Genomic DNA, 14,438 nt, shown 5'->3' on the forward strand with positions numbered 1-14,438 from the left:
TGATGGCTGACTCACAACCTCTCTCCGGCGCCCCGGAAGGCGCCGAATATTTAAGAGCGGTGCTGCGCGCGCCGGTCTACGAAGCGGCGCAGGTTACGCCACTACAGAAAATGGAAAAGCTCTCGTCGCGTCTTGATAACGTGATTCTGGTGAAGCGCGAAGATCGCCAGCCAGTGCACAGCTTCAAGCTGCGCGGCGCATACGCCATGATGGCGGGCCTGACGGAAGAACAAAAAGCGCACGGCGTGATCACCGCTTCTGCGGGCAACCACGCGCAGGGTGTGGCGTTTTCTTCTGCGCGGTTAGGCGTGAAGGCGTTGATCGTCATGCCAACCGCTACCGCCGATATCAAAGTTGATGCGGTACGTGGATTCGGCGGCGAAGTGCTGCTTCATGGCGCGAACTTTGACGAAGCGAAAGCGAAAGCGATCGAACTGTCGCAGCAGCAGGGCTTCACCTGGGTGCCGCCGTTCGATCATCCGATGGTGATCGCCGGGCAAGGCACGCTGGCGCTGGAACTGCTCCAGCAGGACGCCCATCTCGACCGCGTATTTGTACCGGTCGGCGGCGGCGGTCTGGCGGCGGGCGTAGCGGTACTTCTCAAACAACTGATGCCACAAATCAAAGTGATCGCCGTAGAAGCGGAAGATTCCGCCTGCCTGAAAGCGGCGCTGGATGCGGGTCATCCGGTTGATTTGCCGCGTGTAGGGCTGTTTGCCGAAGGTGTTGCGGTAAAACGCATCGGCGATGAAACCTTCCGTTTATGCCAGGAGTATCTCGACGACATCATCACCGTCGATAGCGATGCCATCTGCGCGGCGATGAAAGACCTGTTCGAAGATGTGCGCGCGGTGGCGGAGCCGTCTGGCGCGCTGGCTCTGGCGGGAATGAAAAAATATATCGCCCTGCACAACATTCGCGGTGAGCGGCTGGCGCATGTGCTTTCGGGGGCGAACGTCAATTTCCACGGCCTGCGCTACGTCTCGGAACGCTGCGAACTGGGCGAACAGCGTGAAGCGCTACTGGCGGTGACCATCCCGGAAGAAAAAGGCAGCTTCCTGAAGTTCTGTCAGCTGCTTGGCGGGCGCTCGGTCACCGAGTTCAACTATCGCTTTGCTGACGCCAAAGATGCCTGCATTTTTGTCGGCGTGCGCCTGAGCCGCGGCCTCGAAGAGCGCAAAGAAATTTTGCAGATGCTCAGCGATGGCGGCTACAGCGTGGTTGATCTCTCCGACGATGAAATGGCGAAACTACATGTGCGCTATATGGTCGGCGGGCGTCCATCGCATCCGTTGCAGGAACGCCTCTACAGCTTCGAATTCCCGGAATCACCGGGCGCGTTGCTGCGCTTCCTCAACACGCTGGGTACGCACTGGAATATCTCTTTGTTCCATTATCGCAGTCATGGCACCGATTACGGGCGCGTACTGGCGGCGTTTGAGCTTGGCGATCATGAGCCGGATTTTGAAACCCGGTTGAATGAGCTGGGTTACGATTGCCACGACGAAACCAATAACCCGGCGTTCAGGTTCTTTTTGGCGGGTTAAACACATGGCTCCCTAATGAACGTCTTCATTAGGGAGTTATACTATGTGATGAAATAAAAGGATTTATCGTCATGTTTAAACGCTGGGAAGAGAAAAAAGAGTTACCGGGAATCGATAGCCTGACTTTTGCTAATGGGGCTGTCATCCTTTTAGACTGGCGGGAGTCTTTCGATAATCACACGAAAGAGAAGAAAGCCTGGTGTACTCCTTTGTGTGATACATCCTTCTCCAGCATTGGAAAATACGATTCTGATTGCTGGGTTCCCGTCGATTCCTGGAGCTTTGTTGAGTATAAAGGCGGGAAAATCTACGGCGGCGATGGAGTGATGGGAAACGAGGGATCGTTGGTATATATAGATGCTGATAATAATTTTGTCTGGGGATTCTTTTTTACCCAGACTAACACAATAAGCTTTATTTCTGTTAGCAATGATATTTTGATGGCAATTAACGAACATTCAGAGTTAAAACTGGAAATCAATTTAAATAATTTAACAGAAATTGACGTGGAGGTTGTTATGTTCCCAAACCGTGTTTCGGTTTGAATTTTTTAATCTCTATGTCATTGAACTCGCATAAATTTCATATTTTCATCGAACATAATAGAAAAATTCCCGCTCCCTTTAGCGTTTCGATAGCGTATGGGCTAAATGATATTTCGAGTTATCTGCTACGTGTCGGCGTGTCTGTTTTTGCAAAGGTCGATATTCACCAGAGCACTGGAGAGTTATTGCCACAGCTTCCCGTCGAATAACTGCGTTTTACCACCGATATTTATCACGATCCGCTGTCGACGATTCTTCTCTCCGATTTGCGCGGCGCGGAAGTTTAAGGCGCGTCAATGATGTTCAGGTTTTTTCCAGTACGATAAAATAAGTTGCCGCAGCACGCCATGACGGCGCGCTGCGGGTAGCCAGGCCAGGCTTCCCATCATCCGGTACAGCCAGCGCGGTACGCTGGGGGTGATGAAATCAATATGTACTTCATTTTCCCCGGCTACGATCCGCCGGGCCAGCGCGCACAGTGCATGATGAATATTTTGTGTTGGGGGCTTCGCCAGCGATTTATCGCTCTTGATCATCGCACCACCGCCGATACCCACGCCCCCCTGCCAACAAAAACCGTACTGCGCGCAAAAATGCGCCATGATGCGTAATGCGGTGCGTGTATGTTCGGATTCATAAAAGCCGCACTGCGTAATCGCATAAACCTGCGGCGGAGTCGGGCTGGCAGGGGGCGTTATCTGGTGCATCATCTGTAACAGACTGGCGGGAAGCGCATCGGCATAGACCGGAAAAATAAATAGCAACACATCAGCACGGCAAATTTGTTGATATCCTCCTTCCGTGTGCGCCGCCCCGCGAGAAACGCTGAGCTGAAGCGCATTCATCGTGTGACAGACATATTCCGTCGGTAATAATACCTGCATTTCACTGGCGAGCTTGTCTGTCGCGCTCGCTGTTTTTTTCGGGCTACCGTTGATGATAACGATACGTTTCATACGTTTTCACCCCGTAAAAGTCGGCTAAATCGGGCTGCGTTTTCAGCGTCCAGGATATCGCCGGTAAGGCATAATCCGGCGGCCTTCGGCGCAAAAAAATTGATGGCATTACGTTGTATAAGCTGAAGAAACGTCTCCTGTTCACTCACGTTAACCGCCTGATAGCCAATCACTATCCAGTTCGGGTAGCGGCGATAGCGAGACGCGTGATGCATTTCGCCGTGGAGAGTGGCGAAAAACGGCGAAAGGTGTGGAATGCAGCGATCGATAAACGCTTTCGTATCGACGCTGTAGCCTCCCCAGGTGACGCGCGTTAGCAATATGGCAGTACGGGAGCGGACAAAATTGGCGCTTAATGCATTGGTGCCATCGCGGGTGAGGTGACACTCTCCAGGCGTTTTGATCCAGCATTTAAAGCACCCCGCGCAAGGACGAATATGGCGGGCGTCTAAGACGTCGCTACTGAATGTAATGCCTTCACCTCCAATGAGATGCGCTATTTTTTTGTGAAGGGATTCGGGGCAGGCGGTGTCATAGAGTAAGAGCGTATCCATTGCTTTTTTCCCTGGCTGGCTCATGATGGCGTCAGTATGTGCGCAGTAGTGAAAGTAATACTGTGCGGCAGCGCCACTTTGCAGGGAATGAATATGATGAGTCGCTTCAACGGATTTGCGCAGGAAGGTCTTAATTTTCTTCAACAGGTGCGTATTGAAAATAACAAAACGTGGTTCGACGAGCACCGTTTTATCTATGAGCGCAGCATTCTGGCACCGTTTCGCGCGCTGGTGGACGACTTAGCACCGACCATGCTGGAGATTGATCCGCTTCTGGAATCCCGCGCCACTATTGGTAAAACGCTGTCGCGTATTCACCGCGCCCCCCGTTTCTCGCAGGATAAATCACGTTATCGCAGCCGAATGTGGCTGACCTTCAAATCGTTTGTCTGTTATTTAAATAAATTGTGCGCAAATTTATCCAGCTTCTCAGACTCATAAAATTTCATGCACAGAATCAGTACATTATTACCGTCTTTGGCGCTATCGGGGTAGAGAGACATGGTTAACTTGTCAAAACCCTTCGTCTCTTTGGCGACAAATTTCCGTAAAGCATTCCACTTTCCAGCATTATCTAAAGCATATCTCTCAACCAGAAATGAGTGGTCATGACCCGGGGCGAAAAAGGCATCCGCTGGCGTGCGTTCGCGATAATGAGACGTTAAACACTCCTTCAGCGCCAGGTACTTCACATCCGGGACAGAGATTCCTTTCTGTTTAGCCTGCACGCCATAACTGACGACTAACATCAGGGATAACAGCAGCATCCTTGTTTTCATTAGGCTTTCCTTTGTTAATTCGGCAAAATCTTCCAGAACGCCTCAATCAGCGGCTCATGCAGCCGCTTTTTCTGCGCACAGACGCCCAGTTCAAAAGGTGTTTTCTCATCGCTGCGCTCCAGAATCATCACGCGGTTACGCACCGGTTCCGGGCTGTTTTCCAGCACCACTTCCGGCAGCAGCGCCACGCCACAGCCGAGCGCCACCATTGATACCATCGCTTCATGTCCGCCGACTGTGGCGTAAATCAGCGGGTTGCTGATTTTGTTGCGTCGAAACCACAATTCGATGCGGCGGCGTACCGGTCCCTGATCGGCCATGATAAACGGCACTGTTGACCAGTCGGGCTTTTCAACGGATACCTGGTTACGCACCGGGCAGGGCAGCGCAGGCGCAATCAACACCACCGCCAGATTCTCCAGCATCGAAAATGCCACCGCGCCGGGCAATGTCTCTGGCTTACCGGCAATCGCCAAATCTGCTTCGCCCGTGACCACCTTTTCCATTGCATCCGCCGCATCTCCGGTAGTGAGCTTAATCTCCACCGATGGATGCTCGGCGCGGAAGCGGTCGAGAATCGGTGGCAGATGGCTGTAAGCGGCAGTCACCGAGCAGAAAATATGTAGCTCGCCAGAGAGCGACGGCCCTTGTTGGTCGATAGTGTGGCGCAACTGCTGGTACTGCAATAACGTTTGTTGGGCGAAAACGCGCAGTTCTTCCCCCGCTTCGGTCAGCGTTACCGTGCGATTATCGCGCACAAACAGCGGCTGGCCGAGATCTTCTTCCAGGCGCTGAATCTGTCGCGAAAGCGTAGACGGGCTGACATGCATCGCCCGCGCGCTGCGGCCAAAATGGCGGCTTTCCGCCAGATGCAGGAAGGTTTTCAGATCGCGTAAATCCACCGCTCAGACTCCCGATTTTGACGTTGCAGGAATTGCAATGTGACGTTGTGAATATATCAATTTCCGCAATAAGTTTCCTGTCATATAGTGAATTCAATCTCGCCAATGCGAACCGAACAATAACAAGCACAACATCACGAGGAATCACCATGGCTAACTACTTCAATACACTGAATCTGCGCCAGCAGCTGGCACAGTTGGGCAAATGTCGCTTTATGGGGCGCGACGAATTCGCCGATGGCGCGAGCTACCTTCAGGGTAAAAAAGTGGTCATCGTCGGCTGTGGAGCACAGGGTCTGAACCAGGGCCTGAACATGCGTGATTCTGGTCTCGATATCTCCTACGCTCTGCGTAAAGAAGCAATTGCCGAGAAACGCGCGTCGTGGCGTAAAGCGACTGAAAATGGTTTTAAGGTTGGCACTTATGAAGAGCTGATCCCGCAGGCGGATTTGGTGGTTAACCTGACGCCAGACAAGCAGCACTCCGACGTGGTGCGCGCTGTACAGCCGCTGATGAAAGATGGCGCGGCGCTGGGCTATTCGCACGGTTTCAACATTGTGGAAGTGGGCGAGCAGATCCGTAAAGATATCACCGTGGTGATGGTTGCGCCGAAATGCCCGGGCACCGAAGTGCGTGAAGAGTACAAACGTGGATTCGGTGTACCGACGCTGATTGCCGTTCACCCGGAAAACGATCCGAAAGGCGAAGGAATGGCGATCGCTAAAGCGTGGGCGGCCGCAACTGGCGGTCATCGTGCTGGCGTGCTGGAGTCTTCCTTCGTGGCGGAAGTGAAATCTGACCTGATGGGCGAGCAAACCATCCTGTGCGGTATGTTGCAGGCGGGTTCTCTGCTGTGCTTCGACAAGCTGGTGGAAGAAGGCACCGATCCGGCATATGCCGAAAAACTGATTCAGTTCGGTTGGGAAACCATCACCGAAGCACTGAAACAGGGTGGCATCACCCTGATGATGGACCGTCTCTCTAACCCAGCGAAATTGCGTGCTTACGCGCTGTCTGAACAACTAAAAGAGATCATGGCGCCGCTGTTCCAGAAACATATGGACGACATTATCTCTGGCGAATTTTCCTCCGGCATGATGGCGGACTGGGCCAATGACGATAAGAAACTGCTGACCTGGCGTGAAGAGACCGGCAAAACCGCGTTCGAAACCGCGCCGCAGTATGAAGGCAAAATCGGCGAGCAGGAGTACTTCGATAAAGGCGTACTGATGATCGCGATGGTGAAAGCGGGCGTTGAGCTGGCGTTCGAAACCATGGTGGCTTCCGGCATCATCGAAGAGTCGGCTTACTACGAATCACTGCACGAACTGCCGCTGATTGCTAACACCATTGCCCGTAAGCGTCTGTATGAAATGAACGTGGTTATCTCGGATACCGCCGAGTACGGAAACTATCTATTCTCATATGCTTGTGTGCCGCTGCTGAAACCGTTTATGGCAGAATTGCAGCCAGGCGATCTGGGTAAAGCTATCCCGGAAGGGGCGGTAGATAACGCGCAACTGCGTGATGTGAATGACGCGATTCGCAGCCATGCGATTGAGCAGGTAGGTAAGAAACTGCGCGGCTATATGACGGATATGAAGCGTATTGCAGTTGCAGGATAAGCTGCCACATGCAGTGCCGGATAGCGGCGTAAACGCCTTATCCAGCCAACAAAAAGTGCACGATTCGTAGGCCTGATAAGCGCAGCGCCATCAGGCAAAAACCCGGTGTTCAGAAGCACCGGGTTTTTTGTTAGTTACGGTACAGCACCTTAATGATGTGGTAACCGAATTGGGTATGCAGCGGTCCGGTTGGCTCCAGCACCGGGCAGGAGAAAACCACTTTATCGAACGCCGGAACCATCTGACCCTGGCGGAATTCACCTAAATCACCGCCGCGTTTGCCTGACGGGCAAATGGAGTGTTTCTTCGCCAGCTTGCCGAAATCAGCGCCGTTCTTAATCTGCTCCAGAAGTTCCAGAGCCAGTTTCTCTTCTTTTACAAGGATATGCAGTGCTGCCGCTGTTTTTGCCATGATCGTGCCTTGAGTGGTAAGGATGAGGCTGGCTATACTACCACGCTGTTATTTTCCCCTCCCGACTTTCATTGAGCGATTTTTCTATGCGTCTAAACCCCGGCCAACAACAAGCTGTCGAATTCGTTACCGGCCCCTGCCTGGTACTGGCGGGCGCGGGTTCCGGTAAAACTCGTGTTATTACCAATAAAATCGCCCATCTGATCCGCGGTTGCGGTTATCAGGCGCGGCACATTGCGGCGGTGACCTTTACCAATAAAGCGGCGCGTGAAATGAAAGAGCGTGTCGGCCAGACGCTGGGGCGCAAAGAGGCGCGTGGGTTGATGATCTCCACTTTCCATACGTTGGGGCTGGATATCATCAAACGTGAGTATGCAGCTTTGGGGATGAAAGCGAACTTTTCGCTGTTTGACGACACCGATCAGCTGGCGTTGCTCAAAGAGCTGACTGAGGGGCTGATTGAAGATGACAAAGTTCTCCTGCAACAGCTAATTTCGACCATCTCTAACTGGAAGAACGATCTTAAAACTCCGGCGCAGGCGGCGGCAGAGGCAAAAGGCGAGCGGGATCGTATTTTTGCCCATTGTTATGGGCTGTATGATGCGCACCTGAAAGCGTGCAACGTTCTCGACTTCGACGATCTGATTTTATTACCGACGTTGCTGCTACAACGCAATGAAGACGTTCGCGAACGTTGGCAGAATAAAATTCGTTATCTGTTGGTGGATGAGTATCAGGACACCAACACCAGTCAGTATGAGCTGGTGAAACTGCTGGTGGGGAGTCGTGCGCGCTTTACCGTGGTGGGAGACGATGACCAGTCGATCTACTCCTGGCGCGGTGCCCGTCCGCAAAACCTGGTGCTGTTGAGTCAGGATTTCCCGGCGTTGAAGGTGATTAAACTCGAACAGAACTACCGTTCTTCCGGGCGTATTTTGAAAGCGGCGAACATCCTGATCGCCAATAACCCGCACGTCTTTGAAAAGCGTCTGTTCTCCGAACTGGGCTACGGTGCGGAGCTAAAAGTATTAAGTGCGAATAACGAAGAACATGAGGCCGAGCGCGTTACTGGCGAGCTGATAGCGCATCACTTCGTCAACAAAACACAGTACAAAGATTACGCCATTCTCTATCGCGGTAACCATCAGTCGCGGGTGTTTGAAAAATTCCTGATGCAAAACCGCATCCCGTACAAAATATCCGGCGGCACTTCATTCTTCTCTCGCCCGGAAATCAAAGATTTGCTGGCTTATCTGCGCGTGTTAACCAATCCAGACGATGACAGCGCATTTCTGCGTATCGTCAATACACCGAAACGGGAGATTGGTCCGGCGACGCTGAAAAAACTGGGCGAGTGGGCGATGACGCGCAATAAAAGCTTGTTCACCGCCAGTTTTGATATGGGTCTGAGTCAGACACTTAGTGGACGCGGTTATGAGGCGTTGACACGTTTTACCCACTGGCTGGCGGAAATCCAGCGTCTGGCAGAGCGGGAGCCGATTGCCGCGGTGCGCGATCTGATCCACGGCATGGATTATGAATCCTGGCTGTACGAAACATCGCCCAGCCCGAAAGCCGCCGAAATGCGCATGAAGAACGTTAACCAGTTATTTAGCTGGATGACGGAGATGCTGGAAGGCAGTGAACTGGATGAGCCGATGACCCTCACTCAGGTGGTAACGCGCTTTACTCTGCGCGACATGATGGAGCGTGGTGAGAGTGAAGAAGAGCTGGATCAGGTGCAACTGATGACCCTGCACGCGTCAAAAGGACTGGAGTTTCCTTATGTTTACATGGTCGGTATGGAAGAAGGATTTCTACCGCACCAAAGCAGCATTGATGAAGATAATATTGATGAGGAGCGGCGGTTAGCCTATGTCGGTATCACTCGCGCTCAGAAGGAATTGACCTTTACGCTGTGTAAAGAGCGACGCCAGTATGGCGAACTGGTGCGCCCGGAGCCGAGCCGTTTCCTGCTGGAGTTGCCGCAGGATGATCTGATTTGGGAACAGGAGCGTAAAGTGATCAGCGCCGAAGAACGGATGCAGAAAGGACAAAGCCATCTGGCAAATCTGAAAGCGATGATGGCGGCAAAACGAGGGAAATAATCACTCCCTGGAAACGCCGGATAAGATGTCAGCATCGTATCCGGCACCTTACACGTTAATGCACTTCCAACGGCCAGTGGACGTAGCTCTGCCACTGGCTTTCTTGATCAATAATCTCTTTGCCCAGCGGATGCTGCTCCAGCCAACCTTGCGGAAGCGTTAACGTTAACTGTTCATGGTTGGCCTGTAATTTAATTTCCGGCACTAAATCATCACGGCGACGGCTGGCAAAAATAATTGCCAGACGTAGTAAACGGCAGAGTTGTTCTGCGACGCGCGGCGGTACGGCATTTTGCTGATGAAGAGACGAGAGATCGATAGGGTTAGTCTGGTTGAGCAACAGTGTCGCCAGCAGTTTTTTCTGTGCGGGAGTAAACCCTGGAAGATCCAGATTACGTACCAAATAAGCGGCATGTTGCGGCGCTTGCTTGAAATCGACGCTCAGACCAATTTCATGAAGCTGACAGGCGCTGATCAGCAAATCGCGGCTAATTGCTTCCAGATGCCACTCATTTTCTACTTGTTCGAAGAAGTTAGCGGCAACTTTAGCTACCCGCTGCGCTTGATCGATATCAATCATAAAGCGACGTTGAATATTACGCAGTGTACGGCTGCGAATATCCTGTTCGACGGTCAGATGCAACATACCGTAGACCAGGCCTTCACGTAGCGCACCGCCCGCCAGCGTCATACACTGAATATTCAGCTCGGTAAAAATGGCGATGAGAATCGCCAGACCACTTGGGAAGACTAACGCGCGCTCCAGCGTTAACCCATCAATCTCCAGCTCTTCCAGACGACCGCAATGAATGGCGCGCTGTTTCAGTTGCTGCAATTTCTCCAGGGTAATGCGTTCATCCATCCCCTGCGCCATCATGATTTCTTGCAAGGCCTGCACGGTGCCGGAAGCGCCAACGCACACTTTCCAGCCGTGATGCCGCAATTCATCAGCAACCGGACGTAACACTTCGCGCGCGGCTTGCTCGGCAGCGACAAAGTTTTCTTGTCCCAGATGACGATTAGCAAAATAACGTTCCAGCCAGGTAACGCAGCCCATCGACAGGCTGAACAAGGCGGTGGTTTGCGCACCTGTGCCGGTTACCAGTTCGGTACTGGCTCCACCGATATCAACCACCAGTCGCTGATCGGCACCGCCAGTGGTATGAGCAACACCCTGATAAATCAGGCGAGCTTCCTCCTCACCGCTGATAACTTGTACCGGACAACCGAGGATTTCCTGTGCTGTAGCGATAAAATCACAGGCATTGACGGCAAGACGTAACGTCGCCGTGGCGACAACGCGAATTTGCGAGGGTGGGATATCTTGCAGACGTTCAGCAAACAGGCGCAGACATTGCCAGCCGCGCTCCATTGCTTCATTAGAGAGGGCATTTTCGCTGTTCAGGCCAGCAGCCAGACGCACTTTGCGTTTTATTCGCGTCAGCGTCTGGATACTGCCAGCCACCTCGCGCACAACCAGCATATGAAAACTATTCGAACCGAGATCAATAGCGGCATATAGCGACGAGGTGGAATCCATGCTCTTCATCCTTCAATTTGTCTCTGCATTGACTGCGCTACAGTAAGCCCATCGGGACTCATTTTCTTGCCATCTTGATGCAGTTTGAATGATTTTGAGTATGGCATTGTTTATTTAACCCGAACGACGACGATTACGCGGAGCGCCAGTACGACGCGGACCATTACCTGGGCGCGTGCGTGTCAGGCGCAGCGGTTTTGGCAGATCGGTCATCAATGCGTCTGGATTGTATTTGCTTACCGGAATTGAGTGACCAATATAGGTTTCAATTGCAGGCAAATTCAACGCATATTCTTCACACGCCAGGCTAATGGAGTGACCACTTGCTCCTGCGCGCCCGGTACGACCGATACGGTGAACGTAATCTTCACAGTCATCAGGTAAATCGTAGTTAAAGACGTGTGTCACGGCCGGGATATGCAAACCACGCGCGGCAACGTCGGTGGCAACTAAAATATCCAGATCGCCGCGGGTAAATTCTTCGAGAATGCGCAGGCGTTTTTTCTGTGCTACATCGCCAGTTAACAAACCGACACGATGACCATCTGCAGCCAGGTGACCCCAGATATCTTCACAACGATGTTTAGTGTTAGCGAAAATAATCGCTCTGTCTGGCCACTCTTCTTCGATCAGCGTTTGCAGCAAACGCATTTTTTCTTCGTTAGAAGGGTAGAAAAGCTCTTCTTTAATGCGGTGGCCCGTTTTCTGTTCCGGTTCCACTTCGATGTATTCGGCGTTGTTCATCTGCTCGAACGCCAGTTCACGTACCCGGTACGAAAGCGTGGCGGAGAACAGCATGTTGAGGCGCTGATTCGCAGGCGGCATGCGGCGGAACAGCCAGCGGATATCTTTAATAAAGCCCAGATCGTACATACGATCTGCTTCGTCCAGCACGACTACTTGAATGGCGCCGAGGTTAATGTGGTTCTGCTTGGCGTAGTCAATCAAACGCCCCGTGGTGCCAATCAGAATGTCAACGCCGCTTTCCAGCACTTTCAGCTGTTTGTCGTAGCCATCGCCACCGTAAGCCAGCCCCAGCTTCAGGCCGGTTGCCTGCGCCAGCGGTTCCGCATCGGCGTGGATCTGCACGGCAAGTTCACGCGTCGGTGCCATAATTAAGGCACGTGGCTGGTTCACCTTGCGATCGGCAATCGCGGGATGAGAGAGAAGATAATGAAAAGAAGACGTAAGAAACGCCATCGTTTTCCCGGTACCGGTTTGCGCCTGCCCGGCTACGTCACGACCCGCCAGCGTCAGCGGAAGGGCCAGTGCCTGAATGGGCGTGCAGTTATGAAACCCTTTTTTTTCAAGGGCTTCTACAACCTTCGGATGCAGGGCGAAGTCGGAAAACTTCTGTTCTGTTAAATGTGTTTTGCTCATAGTGTGATAGAATATCAGCTTACTATTGCTTTACGAAAGCGTATCCGGTGAAATAAAGTCAACCTTTAGTTGGTTAATGTTACACCAACAACGAAACCAACACGCCAGGCTTATTCCTGTGGAGTTATATATGAGCGATAAAATTATTCACCTGACTGACGACAGTTTTGACACGGATGTACTCAAAGCGGACGGGGCGATCCTCGTCGATTTCTGGGCAGAGTGGTGCGGTCCGTGCAAAATGATCGCCCCGATTCTGGATGAAATCGCTGACGAATATCAGGGCAAACTGACCGTTGCAAAACTGAACATCGATCAGAATCCTGGCACTGCGCCGAAATATGGCATCCGTGGCATTCCGACTCTGCTGCTGTTCAAAAACGGTGAAGTGGCGGCAACCAAAGTGGGCGCTCTGTCTAAAGGCCAACTTAAAGAGTTCCTCGACGCCAACCTGGCATAAGGGAACGTCATGTTCGGGTGCCCCGTCGCTAAAAACTGGACGCCCGGCGTGAGCCATGCTAACTTAATGTTGACTTCGTATTAAACTTACCTTATTAAGTTTGAATCTTGTAATATCCAACGCTTCCCGTTTTTATCTAATGCGAAGTGAACAGATTTCTGGTTTGTCACTCAATCCGTCTTGTCGTTTCAGTTCTGCGTACTCTCTTGTGACCAGACAGCGAAAAGACATGAGCTGATAACCGTAAACAGGCATGGATGATCCTGCCATACCATTCACAACATTAAGTTCGAGATTTACCCCAAGTTTAAGAACTCACACCACTATGAATCTTACCGAATTAAAGAATACGCCGGTTTCTGAGCTGATCACTCTCGGCGAAAATATGGGGCTGGAAAATCTGGCTCGTATGCGTAAGCAGGACATTATTTTTGCCATCCTGAAGCAGCACGCAAAGAGTGGCGAAGATATCTTTGGTGATGGCGTACTGGAGATATTGCAGGATGGATTTGGTTTCCTCCGTTCCGCAGACAGCTCCTACCTCGCCGGCCCTGATGACATCTACGTTTCCCCCAGCCAAATCCGCCGTTTTAACCTCCGCACTGGTGATACCATCTCTGGTAAGATTCGCCCGCCGAAAGAAGGTGAACGCTATTTTGCGCTGCTGAAAGTTAACGAAGTTAACTTCGACAAACCTGAAAACGCCCGCAACAAAATCCTCTTTGAGAACTTAACCCCGCTGCACGCAAATTCTCGTCTGCGTATGGAACGCGGTAACGGTTCTACTGAAGATTTAACGGCGCGCGTACTGGATCTGGCATCGCCGATCGGTCGTGGTCAACGTGGTCTGATAGTGGCGCCGCCGAAAGCGGGTAAAACCATGCTGCTGCAGAATATCGCCCAGAGCATTGCCTACAACCATCCAGACTGTGTACTGATGGTTCTGTTGATCGACGAACGTCCAGAAGAAGTGACCGAGATGCAGCGTCTGGTGAAAGGTGAGGTTGTGGCTTCTACCTTTGATGAACCGGCATCTCGCCACGTTCAGGTTGCGGAAATGGTGATCGAGAAGGCAAAACGCCTGGTTGAGCACAAAAAAGACGTTATCATCCTGCTCGACTCCATCACCCGTCTGGCGCGCGCCTACAACACCGTAGTTCCGGCGTCTGGTAAAGTGCTGACTGGTGGTGTGGATGCTAACGCTCTGCATCGTCCGAAACGCTTCTTCGGCGCTGCGCGTAACGTGGAAGAGGGCGGTAGTCTGACGATCATCGCAACGGCGCTGATCGACACGGGTTCCAAAATGGACGAAGTTATCTACGAAGAGTTTAAAGGTACAGGCAACATGGAGCTGCACCTCTCTCGTAAGATCGCTGAAAAACGCGTCTTCCCGGCTATCGACTACAACCGTTCCGGTACGCGTAAAGAAGAGCTGCTCACTACCCAGGAAGAGCTGCAGAAAATGTGGATCCTGCGTAAAATCATTCACCCGATGGGTGAAATCGATGCAATGGAGTTCCTCATCAATAAACTGGCGATGACCAAGACCAATGACGATTTCTTCGAGATGATGAAACGCTCATAAATTTGTCTTATGCCAAAAACGCCACGTGTTTACGTGGCGTTTTGC

General features: G+C 52.0%; 14 protein-coding genes and 1 pseudogene. 8 read left to right on the forward strand and 7 right to left on the reverse strand.

The genetic code is table 11. The features are described from left to right. The first annotated feature begins 2 nt into the window (after positions 1 to 2). Together ilvA and PS053_RS14565 are read left to right on the forward strand one after the other, a co-directional pair. Positions 3 to 1,547, forward strand: coding sequence for a threonine ammonia-lyase, biosynthetic (gene ilvA, locus PS053_RS14560; RefSeq protein WP_072248126.1), 1,545 nt, complete (start codon positions 3 to 5; stop codon positions 1,545 to 1,547). A gap of 71 nt (positions 1,548 to 1,618) precedes the next feature. Further along, entirely contained in the window at positions 1,619 to 2,092 is a 474-nt protein-coding gene (locus PS053_RS14565) for a hypothetical protein (RefSeq protein WP_256879347.1), read from the forward strand. Between the two features lie 293 nt (positions 2,093 to 2,385). Here PS053_RS14565 and PS053_RS14570 read toward each other — a convergent pair whose 3' ends face one another. Both PS053_RS14570 and PS053_RS14575 read right to left on the reverse strand, forming a co-directional pair. Next, positions 2,386 to 3,048 carry an NADPH-dependent FMN reductase family protein gene (locus PS053_RS14570; protein ID WP_273774134.1) on the reverse strand — a complete coding sequence of 221 codons (663 nt, stop codon included), beginning with the start codon at positions 3,046 to 3,048 and terminating at the stop codon, positions 2,386 to 2,388. Continuing rightward, positions 3,045 to 3,602: a flavodoxin family protein gene (locus tag PS053_RS14575; protein ID WP_000380288.1), complete on the reverse strand. Its 558-nt coding sequence runs from the start codon at positions 3,600 to 3,602 to the stop codon at positions 3,045 to 3,047. Before PS053_RS14575 ends, PS053_RS14570 begins: the two co-directional genes overlap by 4 nt. Before the next feature lie 93 nt (positions 3,603 to 3,695). Between PS053_RS14575 and PS053_RS14580 the strand changes: the two are divergent. Beyond that, positions 3,696 to 3,983: pseudogene (locus tag PS053_RS14580) on the forward strand (DUF2461 family protein); the annotation flags it as partial. An 11-nt stretch (positions 3,984 to 3,994) separates the two neighbouring features. On the opposite strand, the gene PS053_RS14585 reads toward PS053_RS14580, so the two are convergent. Both PS053_RS14585 and ilvY read right to left on the reverse strand, forming a co-directional pair. Beyond that, positions 3,995 to 4,381 (reverse strand): hypothetical protein, encoded by a 387-nt coding sequence (locus PS053_RS14585; RefSeq protein ID WP_000857652.1) that lies wholly within the window; start codon positions 4,379 to 4,381, stop codon positions 3,995 to 3,997. A 14-nt stretch (positions 4,382 to 4,395) separates the two neighbouring features. Next, positions 4,396 to 5,283, reverse strand: coding sequence for an HTH-type transcriptional activator IlvY (gene ilvY, locus PS053_RS14590; protein ID WP_000365782.1), 888 nt, complete (start codon positions 5,281 to 5,283; stop codon positions 4,396 to 4,398). 149 nt (positions 5,284 to 5,432) lie between these two features. Between ilvY and ilvC the strand changes: the two genes are divergently transcribed. Then, entirely contained in the window at positions 5,433 to 6,908 is a 1,476-nt protein-coding gene (ilvC, locus tag PS053_RS14595; RefSeq protein WP_059222031.1) for a ketol-acid reductoisomerase, read from the forward strand. A gap of 130 nt (positions 6,909 to 7,038) precedes the next feature. Here the strand turns inward: ilvC and ppiC are convergent, their stop codons facing one another. Further along, on the reverse strand, positions 7,039 to 7,320 hold the full coding sequence (gene ppiC, locus PS053_RS14600) for a peptidylprolyl isomerase PpiC (RefSeq protein WP_001140258.1): 282 nt from the start codon (positions 7,318 to 7,320) through the stop codon (positions 7,039 to 7,041). An 86-nt stretch (positions 7,321 to 7,406) separates the two neighbouring features. Here ppiC and rep point away from each other — a divergent pair, with 86 nt between their 5' ends. Next, complete coding sequence (gene rep / locus PS053_RS14605; RefSeq protein WP_059229083.1) at positions 7,407 to 9,428, forward strand: DNA helicase Rep; 2,022 nt, start codon at positions 7,407 to 7,409, stop codon at positions 9,426 to 9,428. Between the two features lie 55 nt (positions 9,429 to 9,483). Here rep and gppA read toward each other — a convergent pair whose 3' ends face one another. Both gppA and rhlB read right to left on the reverse strand, forming a co-directional pair. After that, positions 9,484 to 10,968, reverse strand: coding sequence for a guanosine-5'-triphosphate,3'-diphosphate diphosphatase (gene gppA / locus PS053_RS14610; protein ID WP_107192866.1), 1,485 nt, complete (start codon positions 10,966 to 10,968; stop codon positions 9,484 to 9,486). A gap of 114 nt (positions 10,969 to 11,082) precedes the next feature. Next, positions 11,083 to 12,348, reverse strand: a complete 1,266-nt coding sequence (gene rhlB / locus PS053_RS14615; RefSeq protein WP_000047487.1) for an ATP-dependent RNA helicase RhlB — start codon at positions 12,346 to 12,348, stop codon at positions 11,083 to 11,085. Positions 12,349 to 12,478: 130 nt separating this feature from the next. On the opposite strand from rhlB, the gene trxA reads away from it, so the two are divergent. From trxA to rho, 3 genes are all read left to right on the forward strand, one after another. Continuing rightward, positions 12,479 to 12,808, forward strand: a complete 330-nt coding sequence (trxA, locus tag PS053_RS14620) for a thioredoxin TrxA (RefSeq protein ID WP_001280776.1) — start codon at positions 12,479 to 12,481, stop codon at positions 12,806 to 12,808. Between the two features lie 139 nt (positions 12,809 to 12,947). After that, on the forward strand, positions 12,948 to 13,046 hold the full coding sequence (locus PS053_RS14625) for a rho operon leader peptide (protein ID WP_010335530.1): 99 nt from the start codon (positions 12,948 to 12,950) through the stop codon (positions 13,044 to 13,046). 87 nt (positions 13,047 to 13,133) lie between these two features. After that, the gene (gene rho, locus PS053_RS14630) at positions 13,134 to 14,393 is read left to right on the forward strand and encodes a transcription termination factor Rho (RefSeq protein ID WP_001054527.1); all 1,260 of its coding nucleotides are present in this window, start codon (positions 13,134 to 13,136) and stop codon (positions 14,391 to 14,393) included. The last annotated feature ends 45 nt before the right edge of the window (positions 14,394 to 14,438 follow it).

The sequence above is a fragment of the Escherichia albertii genome, from assembly GCF_028622335.1.
Taxonomy (GTDB): Bacteria; Pseudomonadota; Gammaproteobacteria; order Enterobacterales; family Enterobacteriaceae; genus Escherichia; species Escherichia albertii.

What these genes read in the sequence shown, in the direction of transcription:
- ilvC (WP_059222031.1), top strand. Translation starts at nt 5,433, where the DNA reads ATGGCTAACTACTTCAATACACTGAATCTGCGCCAGCAGCTGGCACAG.
- PS053_RS14565 (WP_256879347.1), top strand. Translation starts at nt 1,619, where the DNA reads ATGTTTAAACGCTGGGAAGAGAAAAAAGAGTTACCGGGAATCGATAGC.
- rho (WP_001054527.1), top strand. Translation starts at nt 13,134, where the DNA reads ATGAATCTTACCGAATTAAAGAATACGCCGGTTTCTGAGCTGATCACT.
- rhlB (WP_000047487.1), bottom strand. Translation starts at nt 12,348, where the DNA reads ATGAGCAAAACACATTTAACAGAACAGAAGTTTTCCGACTTCGCCCTG.
- PS053_RS14585 (WP_000857652.1), bottom strand. Translation starts at nt 4,381, where the DNA reads ATGAAAACAAGGATGCTGCTGTTATCCCTGATGTTAGTCGTCAGTTAT.
- trxA (WP_001280776.1), top strand. Translation starts at nt 12,479, where the DNA reads ATGAGCGATAAAATTATTCACCTGACTGACGACAGTTTTGACACGGAT.
- PS053_RS14575 (WP_000380288.1), bottom strand. Translation starts at nt 3,602, where the DNA reads ATGGATACGCTCTTACTCTATGACACCGCCTGCCCCGAATCCCTTCAC.
- rep (WP_059229083.1), top strand. Translation starts at nt 7,407, where the DNA reads ATGCGTCTAAACCCCGGCCAACAACAAGCTGTCGAATTCGTTACCGGC.
- PS053_RS14570 (WP_273774134.1), bottom strand. Translation starts at nt 3,048, where the DNA reads ATGAAACGTATCGTTATCATCAACGGTAGCCCGAAAAAAACAGCGAGC.
- gppA (WP_107192866.1), bottom strand. Translation starts at nt 10,968, where the DNA reads ATGGATTCCACCTCGTCGCTATATGCCGCTATTGATCTCGGTTCGAAT.
- PS053_RS14625 (WP_010335530.1), top strand. Translation starts at nt 12,948, where the DNA reads ATGCGAAGTGAACAGATTTCTGGTTTGTCACTCAATCCGTCTTGTCGT.
- ilvA (WP_072248126.1), top strand. Translation starts at nt 3, where the DNA reads ATGGCTGACTCACAACCTCTCTCCGGCGCCCCGGAAGGCGCCGAATAT.
- ppiC (WP_001140258.1), bottom strand. Translation starts at nt 7,320, where the DNA reads ATGGCAAAAACAGCGGCAGCACTGCATATCCTTGTAAAAGAAGAGAAA.